Source organism: Collimonas fungivorans (genome assembly GCF_028292705.1).
Lineage (GTDB): Bacteria > Pseudomonadota > Gammaproteobacteria > Burkholderiales > Burkholderiaceae_D > Collimonas > Collimonas fungivorans_B.
Genome location: NZ_JAQGLV010000408.1, coordinates 1 through 9660, shown reverse-complemented (window position 1 = coordinate 9660; position 9660 = coordinate 1). Strand labels below are relative to the sequence as shown.

At 60.2% G+C, this 9660-nt stretch carries 8 protein-coding genes and 1 pseudogene; 1 reads left to right on the top strand and 8 read right to left on the bottom strand.

From position 1 onward, the window contains the following. A partial coding sequence (locus JWQ61_RS21750) for an ATPase, T2SS/T4P/T4SS family (RefSeq protein ID WP_304362356.1) occupies positions 1-1655 on the bottom strand: 1655 nt, incomplete at its 3' end. On the opposite strand from JWQ61_RS21750, the gene JWQ61_RS21745 reads away from it, so the two are divergent. Continuing rightward, a complete protein-coding gene (locus tag JWQ61_RS21745; RefSeq protein WP_304362355.1) occupies positions 1654-1992 on the top strand; it encodes a DUF192 domain-containing protein in 339 nt (112 codons plus the stop codon). The genes JWQ61_RS21750 and JWQ61_RS21745 overlap by 2 nt on opposite strands. A 15-nt stretch (positions 1993-2007) precedes the next feature. Here the strand turns inward: JWQ61_RS21745 and JWQ61_RS21740 are convergent, their stop codons facing one another. The 7 genes and pseudogenes from JWQ61_RS21740 to JWQ61_RS21710 form a co-directional block, all read right to left on the bottom strand. Further along, positions 2008-3657, bottom strand: a complete 1650-nt coding sequence (locus JWQ61_RS21740) for a type II and III secretion system protein family protein (RefSeq protein WP_304362354.1) — start codon at positions 3655-3657, stop codon at positions 2008-2010. Positions 3658-3683: 26 nt separating this feature from the next. Further along, entirely contained in the window at positions 3684-4667 is a 984-nt protein-coding gene (gene cpaB, locus JWQ61_RS21735; RefSeq protein ID WP_304362353.1) for a Flp pilus assembly protein CpaB, read from the bottom strand. A gap of 101 nt (positions 4668-4768) precedes the next feature. Beyond that, positions 4769-6067: a TadE/TadG family type IV pilus assembly protein gene (locus JWQ61_RS21730; RefSeq protein ID WP_304362352.1), complete on the bottom strand. Its 1299-nt coding sequence runs from the start codon at positions 6065-6067 to the stop codon at positions 4769-4771. Between the two features lie 23 nt (positions 6068-6090). Beyond that, positions 6091-6297 carry a hypothetical protein gene (locus JWQ61_RS21725; RefSeq protein WP_304362351.1) on the bottom strand — a complete coding sequence of 69 codons (207 nt, stop codon included), beginning with the start codon at positions 6295-6297 and terminating at the stop codon, positions 6091-6093. Between the two features lie 25 nt (positions 6298-6322). Beyond that, complete coding sequence (locus JWQ61_RS21720; protein ID WP_304362350.1) at positions 6323-7036, bottom strand: hypothetical protein; 714 nt, start codon at positions 7034-7036, stop codon at positions 6323-6325. Between the two features lie 18 nt (positions 7037-7054). Beyond that, the gene (locus JWQ61_RS21715; RefSeq protein ID WP_304362349.1) at positions 7055-8230 is read right to left on the bottom strand and encodes a hypothetical protein; all 1176 of its coding nucleotides are present in this window, start codon (positions 8228-8230) and stop codon (positions 7055-7057) included. 11 nt (positions 8231-8241) lie between these two features. Then, a pseudogene (locus tag JWQ61_RS21710) lies at positions 8242-9660 on the bottom strand (hypothetical protein); the annotation flags it as partial.

Here is a 9660-nt window from a genome sequence, read left to right as displayed (position 1 = left end):
TGCACCGCCGATGAAATCTGTTCGCGGATCGCCCGCACCGGCAGGTTCATGCCGGCCATCAGCACCAGCACCTCCATCCGCGCCAGCGCGTCGCGCGGAGAGTTGGCGTGCAAGGTGGTCATTGAGCCGTCATGGCCGGTATTCATGGCCTGCAGCATGTCCAGCGCTTCGCCGCCGCGGCACTCGCCGACGATGATGCGGTCTGGCCGCATCCGCAGCGAATTGCGCACCAGGTCGCGGATCGCCACATGGCCCTTGCCTTCGACGTTGGGCGGGCGGCTTTCCAGCGACACCAGGTTCGGCTGCGACAGCTGCAGCTCGGCCGCATCCTCGATGGTGACGATCCGCTCGTCGTTCGGCACGAAGGCCGACATCATGTTGAGGAAGGTGGTTTTACCGGAACCGGTGCCGCCCGACACCACGATGTTCAAACGCTGCTCGACCGCACTGCGCAGGATATTCAGCATGTCCTCGGTCATCGAACCGTACTTGATCAAGTCTTCAGCCACCATCTTGCGCCGCGAAAATTTCCGGATGGTCAGGGTCGGCCCGCGCAGCGACAGCGGCGAAATGATCGCATTCACCCGCGAACCGTCGCGCAAACGCGCATCGACCATCGGCGAGCTTTCATCGATACGCCGTCCGAGCGGCGTGACAATCCGCTCGATCGCTCCCAGCACCGCCAGGTCGCTGGTAAAGGTGGCGCTCGATAGTTCCAGCCGGCCGCCGCGCTCGACCCAGATTTCGTCGTGGCGGTTGACCATGATTTCAGTCACGCTTTCGTCGGCGATCATCGGCTCCAGCGGCCCCAGGCCGACCGCTTCGTCCAGCACTTCCTTGGTCAGCAGCTCGGTGTCTATGTTGTCCGGCAAGGTGAAAGTGGTGCTCAGCAACTCCTTGATCAAGCTCTTGACGTTAGCCTTGAGATCGTGCTCCGACATCTTGTTGGCGTCGATGCGGCGCAAGTCGATTTCATGCAACACCGCTTCGTGCAAGGTCTTGCGCCAGCGCGAAAACTCAAAATCGATCACGCGCGCCGGGATATTCGCGACCTGCTTGCCGCCGGCGCCTGGACGCGCTCCGGGCTGCTGCGGGGCCGGAGCTGGGGCTGCGGGCGCCGCTGCAGCTGCAACCGGCGCTGCACGAGGCGGCGGCGGTGGCGGCGGCGCCTGGACCGGCTCGGCAAACTGCTGGCGCGGCGCGACGGCAGGAAGCGGCTGGCTTGCCTGTTTCAGCGGGCGTTCCGCCACCAGTACTTCTTCGTAGTCCTGCTCGATGGCGCTGATCGCATGGTTGACGGCCCGGTTCTGCCGCTCGCGACCGGCGCCCGTCTCATGCGCCTGCTGGTTGGTATGCAAGGTCAGGCTGTAATTGCCGATCTTGATCACAGTGCCGGTGCTCAACGGACCGAGGCGGTTGATGCGCTCGCCGTCGACCCAGGTACCGAAGATGCTGCCGCTGTCTTCAATGAAGACGCTGCCCTCGTTCAGCAGGAAAGTCGCGTGCAGCTTGCTGACATTCCAGCCTTTGAGGCGCAGGTCGCAGCTCTCCGCCTTGCCGAGAACGAAGCGATCCTTGTCGACGAAAACTTCGTCGAGTATGTCATAATCGTCCGCGACCACCATCAACACAAATCCACTTTGGCTCTCTGCCATGAAAATTATTCCCGCATATAAAAATAATCAGATCATCATCGCCAATGTCACCATCGGAGATACGTTTTTCAGCCGCGCCCGCGGCCTGATGTTCACCAGGACGCTGGCGCCTGACAGCGCCTACCTGCTCAAGGACTGCAACTCCGTCCATACTTTTTTCATGCACTTCACCATCGGCGTGGTGTATCTGTCGCAAGACTTCGTCATCACCAGGATTGTCCCGGTGCTGGCGCGCAGAAGTCTTTCTTCCGACCGCTCCGCCCGCCACACCCTGGAACTACATCCTGCCACTCTTGCCGCGCTGTCCCTGCGCGTCGGCGACCAGCTGAGCTTCTAGCCGGCCGCCATCCAATCAATGATTGTTGTATTCAGGCGGCAATGCCGGCTCAGGCCGCAGCGGCGCTGCCTGGAACGGCGACTTCACCGGAATTTCCTTCTGCAGGTTGCGCAGGCTCGGCAGCTCTGCCTCCTCCGGCATGCCCACCGCCTTGCGCGCTTGGTTGATGCGGTTGCTTATATTGCGTAAAGCATTCGAGCTCTCTCCTGATTCCCCTTCTTGCGTATGCGGAATCGCCACCAGGTACACCTCGGTCTGGTTGCGGCTGGTGCCGGTGGATTTGAACAGATTGCCCAGCAGCGGCACATCGCCCAGTCCCGGCACTTTCTGGATATCGGTGCTGCCGTCCTGGCTGTACAAGCCGGACAAGATGATGGCGTCGCCGGTCTTTACTGAAAAATCGGTCTCCGTGCGGCGCGTGGTGAAGCCTGGAATACCGCCGACGCTGACGGTCGGATCGATCTTGCTGACCTCGGCCTTGAGGATCCCGGTGATGTTGCTGAAAGCATCCAGCTTCGGCGCAATCTCGATCAGGATGCCGTAAGGCTTGAAGGTAACGTTGGTGCCGTTCTGGCTGACCGTCGGGATCGGCACTTCGCCGCCGGCGACGAACCTGGCCTGGCCGCCGTTGCGGGTAGCAATGCTGGGCGAAGCAAGCACAAAGGCGTCGCCGCTGTCGACCGCCAGCTGGATCACCGAAGGAATCGCAATCGAGGCATTGACGCTGGCGGCGACGCCGCGCAGTTTCTGGTCCGGCAGGTCAAACTTGCCGCCGGTGCCGGTATCTTGCGGCAAGGGCCGCAGGTTGACGGCGCCGCGCGAGGCTTCGCCGAAGATGCCGATGTTGAAACCGTTGAAACTCTTGGCCCAGTTGACGCCGAGGTTTTCCAGGTAACCCTTCTTGAATTCGACAAAATACAGGTCGAACACCAGCATCTGCGATTCCTGCTTGTAGGCCGGCACGGTGTCGATGTCGAGCTTGGTGCTGTTGATCAGGTTGGCGTACTGGTCGGTCAGGGCTGTGATCTTGGAAAGATCCTCGCGCGAGCGGATATTGCCCTCCACGTACAGCCGATCGCCGCGTCGCACCACCTCGATATCGGGCAGGCTGGACAGCGCCGCCTTGATGTCGCGCTGCTGCTTGATGACGTTGAGCGCTGTCACCCGCAGGCGGATTTCGCGCGAAAAATTCGGCTTGTTCCAGAGCAGGATGTTGGTCAGGCCGACTTCCTGCGCAATGATCAGCAGCCGGGTCTTTTCAATCACCGCGGTCGAAGCGATCTTGCCGTTGCCGATAGCGATACGGTTGACAGCACCGACCTCGATCACCCGCGCCTCGCCGGCGTACATGACCAATTCATCGTCGACTGCTTGCTGCGCTTTCGGTAAGCCGCCACGGCCGGTCGAAGGCTTCAGGGCCGCAAGGTCGCCGGCATTGCGGATGGGGATCCCTTCCGGCGCATTCATCAGGTTTTTTTGTTCAATCGCATTGCCGTCCAGGTACTCGACGCCGCCGTCGTGGCTGCTGCGGACCTGGTTTTGGCTGGTTTTTTGTGCTTTGTTCTGGTTTTGCAAAGTCTCCGGCAAAGGTGCGGCGGCAAAGGCGCGGCTGCCAATCAGGGCGGACAACAGCAGGCAGGAGCGGAAAGTTCTTGGATTAGTCATGTTATTGCGTGGCTTTTTGTTGGATATCATTGTGAATTACCGGCTGCGCTGCCCAGAAGGCGCTTGAAGGCTTCGAGTTTCTTGGCCTGGTCCTCGCTGCTGTCTGCGTATTCGCCGGTCCTGAAACGGCCGCCGATGATGTAATCGACCTGCGGTCCCGGCATTTGCAGGCGGCGCTTGGCGTCCGGATCGATGACATCGGACAGGAACAGTCTTTTCTCGGCGTCGCCCTGGTCGTCAGGACTGCGCAGCACGGCGACGATGCGGGCGCCGGTCTGCACCAGGATCACTTTCTGGGCATCCGCGGCCGGCACTGAAATCGTCACCGTGCTGTAAGTGGCCCGCCCGGCCTGGCCCTGGCGCTCGCCAAAACCGGCTTCACGCGCACGGTCGGCCGCCAGTACTTCGCGCACCGTGGTCTGGCCGGTAGCACGCACTTCGATATTTTTCAACAACGGCGCCAGCACCGTGTCTTCCTGCTGCGGCCCAGCGCTGGGCGGCCCTTCCTGCGGCCGCTTCATCATGTAGAACAGGTCGATGTGATCGCCGGCGCGCAGCAGGCCGGAAAAGGAATTGATCTCGTCGACCGGAATCGTGATGGCGCGGCTGCCGGCGTCGATCGACTTGGAAAACGGCACCGACTCGTACAGCAGGAAATACGATTCCAGCAGGGGCGTACCCTTGCGCACCGGACGGATGATCTTCTTGCCGATATAGGCATCGATCTGGTCCGGCGAGATGACGTCGAAGTTCATGTATTCCTTGGGCACCGTGCGCGAGGCCAGTTGCTCCATGGTCAGCACGTCACCGGGGTTGAGGTCGATGCGCGGCACTGTCACCGTGGTGCGCACCTTGTTGGCTTCGTCGCTCAGGCTTTTTTCGATTTCACTGGAACGGGTTTTCAGGTAATTGTTGGCGAGGAAAACGGCAAACGCGGCAATCAGGACAATGATGACCAGCGGCAGCGCCTTCTTGATTTTTTGCAGGTTGATGAAACGTTTTATATTCATGATGTGAGAGTAAAAGTAATCGTCGTTGCGAACTGGCGAGAGTCGCTGCTGGTGTTGGAAAATCGGGGGTATTGCGGCTCTGGCGGCAAATGCGCGACAACCTAGTGGCTGGCTTTGTCATAATCCTCGCCCCACCAGTGTTCTTTCACATCGTTCTTTTCGCCTGCGGCCCAGTCGCCCATGTCCATGGCGCCCAGACAGAAGCCGATCTGCGGCTCGGCCGGATCGAAGTTGCCCTCCAGCCGGCTCAAGATGCTGTTCCAGATCAGCTTGACTACATCGAAGGCCTCGTAGCCGCCGCTGCCGCCGATAGGCGGCGATTTGGTTCCCAATGGATAGAAGGGATGCCAGTGCAAGGCGTTTTGCGCCCGGTAGCTGGCCGATGAGCTGAACGGATAGCGGCCGCGCTCGAGCGCCTTGGCCTGGAACGACGCCGCGATGCCCGAACTCTGGCTACTGTTGCCGAACAAGCGTGTAATGCCGATGATGATGCTGTTGGCGATCGGCACCTTGAGCGGATAGCTCCACCAGATCTCGATAGACAGCACGGTATTTTCCTGGATGCTCTTGTTGGTGATGTCGCCTTTCAGCTTGCTGTCGGAAAGATTTTCGCCGCCGCCGGGGGCGTCCGTGCCGAGCGGCGTACGGAAGCGCATGTAGTCGGCCGGCAGCTTGAGGATGCCGTAATCGAGCCCCTGCAATTCGATCACGCCGGATTCCAGGAACGCAGCCTGGGTCGGGTTGTGATACAGGATGCAGGAATTGAACATGGCGTCTTTGTAGGCTTCGACCTGGGCTTCGACTACCGCACCCTTGCCAGTGTCGTTGCCCATGTACATCGGCGTGATGCCGTTGATGTAGCCTTGCAGCACCGAGCTGTCGCCATAGCGCATCAGTCCCTTGACGAAGGCCCACACGGCCGGACCGATTTTCTGCTTGGCCTTGCCGAGGAAACCTGAGATCGGACCGGCGCGGTTTGCCGCTTCGTCGGGGTCGCCGCTGGACGAGCCGGCGGCATTGTTGACCGGTACGCCGTTGCTGGCGGCTTCAGCCTGGCCGGAGCCGGCCAGCTCATTGCCGGGAGTGGTGACGGTCGACGTCACATCACGCCCGGAGGAATCCTTGCTGTGCACGACCTTGCCGACCGCCGCATAACCAAGATTGCCCAGCTGCGCCGTCAGCGGATCGGTGACGAACCGCGGCACAACCCGGCCGTTGCTCATGGCGCCTATGCGCGCCGCTTCCTGCACCGCAAAGTTGTGCGCCAGCTTGGCTCGGTACATCAAGACCATTTGCAGGCACAGCAAGGCAAAGATCAGCACGATGGGAATCGCGACGACGAATTCAGCCAGGCTGGCGCCACGCCCCAGTTTCAGATTTCTTCCGACTTTGATCAACATATATTGCGCTCTCGGCTTGTTTTCTAAATTGGCGTGGCGCTGACACCTAAGCCGTTGATGTAACTGAAATTCAGATGACGTATCGCGTCCAGCAGCAGGCTAAGCAAAGACACCCCGTCCACCGACACAAACAGCACCAGCGCCACGCACACCAGCAGGATCGAATATTCAACCGCGATCTGCCCCTGTTCGTGTCGATTCATCGCTGGTCCGGTACGAATCGTTTTCATTGCTCTTCCTTCATCGGCCGCGTCTTCATCGTGTAATCCAATTCACCACGATATAGGTCTGGCCGGCATTCCTGGTAAAGGTGTAGGTCGCCTCCTGCTGTTTGGGCGAGACATAGCGCATCACCGTGCCGCTGTTGTCTTCGGCGGTTTTCTTAAAACTCAGCTTCCATGCCTCGGCGGCGCGGTCTTCCTGGTAAAACGCGATGTTCTGTTCCATGTCAAAATTGTTGGTAAGGGTGGTCAGGATCGATTCGCCCGCCATATCCACCGTGCGTACTTCGTTCAAGATCACCGTGCCCGACGGCTTGCGCAGATGCTTGGCCAGCACCGGCGCCTTGGTGTCGATGTCCTGCTGCATGCGCGCCGGCAGGTCCGACATGCTGAGATAGCCCTGGGTCTGCTTGCGGTTGCTGCTGCTCAGGTTGGCCTGCTTCAGCCAGCCGTCCTTGACCGCCACGATCTGCACCTCATGCCCGGCCGCCTTGGTGGTGACTTTCCACTTGGCCTTGGCCCAGGCCGCCGCCAATATCACTGCCGCTTCGCGCAGCGGCTGCGGTCCCTCGATTTCATAAATCAGCATCGGTAAACCATTCACCTCGATTTCATCGGCCAGGCGGGTCTGCTGCCAGTTGTCCGGTACGCCGTCCAGCATCAAGCCTTCCACCGATTTCCATTTATCCGCCGCATAAACGCTGGTGCACAGGAACAGGCACCAGCAAACCGCCATCAACACTTTCAAATAAATCCCCTTCTATTGCTACGGCGCCGGAGAAAAGCGCCAGGCCGGGTTGTCGAACATGGAGATCGTGCGCGCGCGCATGATGCCGGCCGGGCACAGCTCATCCTGGGTGTATTGGGTCAGCCGGATATCGCGTCCGGGAGCGGATGTGCATTTCACCGCCATATAGTCTGCTTCGTTAATGCCGCCGGCCAGGCTGAGATTTTCCTTGTAGTCGTCGGTAGACTTGTATGCCTTGATGATGCCGCTGGGATTCTTCAGACTGTCGAAATCCAGCCCCATGCCCTGCGAGACCAGGGACGACACCTGGGCCGGGTTAATGCCCGCCAGGTCGACCCGGAAATTGCCGCCGAAGCCGGAAGCACCGCCGATCAGTCCTGGCAGGTTGAAATAATTACTGTTGAGTATCTTGCCGACCGGATTGCCGGTACTGCCGGAACTGGCGGCGCCGTCGTAAAACGGGTTTAGCTGCTCGGCGACGCGGTGGTTTGCCACCGGCACCGGCGCCGACCAGGAATTGGTGACCATGGTCAGGCTGCCCAGGCTACGCGGACTGAGGCCGCCGGCAGGCATGCCGGTCTCGCCTTTGGCGATGCCGAAAGTTTTTTCCATGAAGGTCTTGATGAAATCGCTGAGGCCGATGCTGCCGCTGACCTGGACCCGTTCGTAGGGTTCGCGGTCCAGCGTGAGATTAGTCAGGGTATTGCCAGTGGGATCGAATCCCATCGGTCCGCCTGGCGATTTGCTGGAATTGGTGGAGACGCTCAAGGCGCCGTTGCTGATTGAACCGAACGTTGCGTTTTCGAATTTGTCGGTAAAGAAGCGCGCCGCGGTGCTCATCCAGTCGGCATGGTCTTGCAGCAGCGCGGTGCTGCCTTCGGCCTGGCTCTGGCGCGCGCCGCGCGGCGTCAGGTAGACGCTGCGGAACACCTTCGGGGCCAGGTCGGCATCGGCGCTATACAGCGATTTGTAATCGGCATCGCCATTCGCCTTGTAGGCCGTGCGCTCCCAGACGGCGAACCGCGCCGCTTCGGTATTGAGCTGCTTGAGTTCGCCGAAGCGCCATACCCATTGCAAGCCGAACAGGAACAGCATCAGCACGCTGCAAGCCAGGATCGACTCGAACAGGGCCTGGCCCCGCTGGCCTGGTCCGGACATGCGTGGCAAGGCGAAGGTTCTGGATGGGATAGGCATGGGGTCGCGGCTCAGTTAATTGTGAAGAACAATAATTTTTCCGGATAATTCAAGCCTTCCAGCCGCGCGTTCCAGTAAGGCAGCATCAGGTTGGCGTGCGACACCACTTGCATGCGGGCGGTCCAGCGTTCGACCGGCGCCCGGTAGTACACCCGCGCCTTGCCCATCGCCTGCAGGTAATCCTGCTTGATTTCGGTGTCGTAATCCTTGATCGGCGTGCGTCCCAGGTTGAACTTGCCTTCCGGTTTCAACGGCGACTTCATGTCGCCTACCGCTTCCTGCAGCCCCACCACAAACGATGGTCCCAGGTCCTTCAAGGCGTTGTCCTGTATTTCCTTGGAAGCGACAAACAGGTTGCTGGCCGCACGGTCGCCGATCTGGTAGTTGCCGATGTTGGCGTTGCGCATTTCCCAGAAACCGAAGCGTTCTGCCGGCAAGCCCATGTCAGCCGCCACCACGCCGCCCAGGCCGGGCCGCTGGAACAAGGTCTCGGTGCCGCGCGAAGTACGCATGTTGATGAGATCGATCAGATCGCCCAGGCCCAGCGCATTGAGCAGGAATTTCAGGAAACCGTTGACATTGTTGAGCGGATCGCCGGCTGCTTCCTCGGCCATTGAAAAGCCTTGTCCCAGCATGTTCGATACGGAACTTGCCACATTGCCGCCCAGGTTCGAAAGACTCTGGAAATTCGCCGCCTGTTGCGCCAGTGCTGTCGCCAGCTGCACTTCCGGATCGCCGCTGCCCGGGCTCGGCGCATCCAGCGATGAGCCGGAAGCCGGCATGCCCGCGGGAGAACCGCCAAGCACGCTGCTGGTGCTGCTGTTAGGCATGTTGATCACGCTTCCCGACGAGTTGCTTGAATTGAGGCTGTTGCCGGCCGCTTCCAAGGCTGGCTCCAGCGGCGCCACGATGGCGTTGTTGAGCGTGCTGGTGGCGTTGGCGGCAGCGGATTGCCCTTTCATTGCGCTGTTGCCGGCCGCCCTGGCGATATTCATGACGCCGCGGTTATAGTATTTTTTTGCCGAACCGGCCGCCAGAGAAGCACATGCGCCACTCTTCCCGCCCAGGCGCGGCGCATAGATCTCACCGTTGGGCAGCGTGAAATACATGCAATCGTCGAGACCGGTCGCTTCGCCCCAATAGGCTTTTTTGGCAGCGTCGTCGGCCTTTACCGCATCCGAGAATTTTTTCATGTCTTCGGGAATTTCCTGGTTCGCATCCACACCCTGGCGGCCGACCTTGGACATGGTCACCGCGCCGGCAAGGGGAATGTGGATATTGAACAGGTGCGGATTGATGTCAATCACATCGAAGTTGCTCCAGCCGTAGGTGCCATCCTGCATCTGCATCATGCGCGTGCCGCCGGTGCGTTCATACAAACACATGATGGGGCTGACGATGACGCCCACCGTATTCATGAAAGCTTCGAT

Bases quoted from the DNA above. Each gene is read 5' to 3' on its own strand.
- JWQ61_RS21745 (WP_304362355.1), top strand. From the start codon at position 1,654: ATGAAAATTATTCCCGCATATAAAAATAATCAGATCATCATCGCCAAT.
- JWQ61_RS21725 (WP_304362351.1), bottom strand. From the start codon at position 6,297: ATGAAAACGATTCGTACCGGACCAGCGATGAATCGACACGAACAGGGG.
- cpaB (WP_304362353.1), bottom strand. From the start codon at position 4,667: ATGAATATAAAACGTTTCATCAACCTGCAAAAAATCAAGAAGGCGCTG.
- JWQ61_RS21715 (WP_304362349.1), bottom strand. From the start codon at position 8,230: ATGCCTATCCCATCCAGAACCTTCGCCTTGCCACGCATGTCCGGACCA.
- JWQ61_RS21740 (WP_304362354.1), bottom strand. From the start codon at position 3,657: ATGACTAATCCAAGAACTTTCCGCTCCTGCCTGCTGTTGTCCGCCCTG.
- JWQ61_RS21730 (WP_304362352.1), bottom strand. From the start codon at position 6,067: ATGTTGATCAAAGTCGGAAGAAATCTGAAACTGGGGCGTGGCGCCAGC.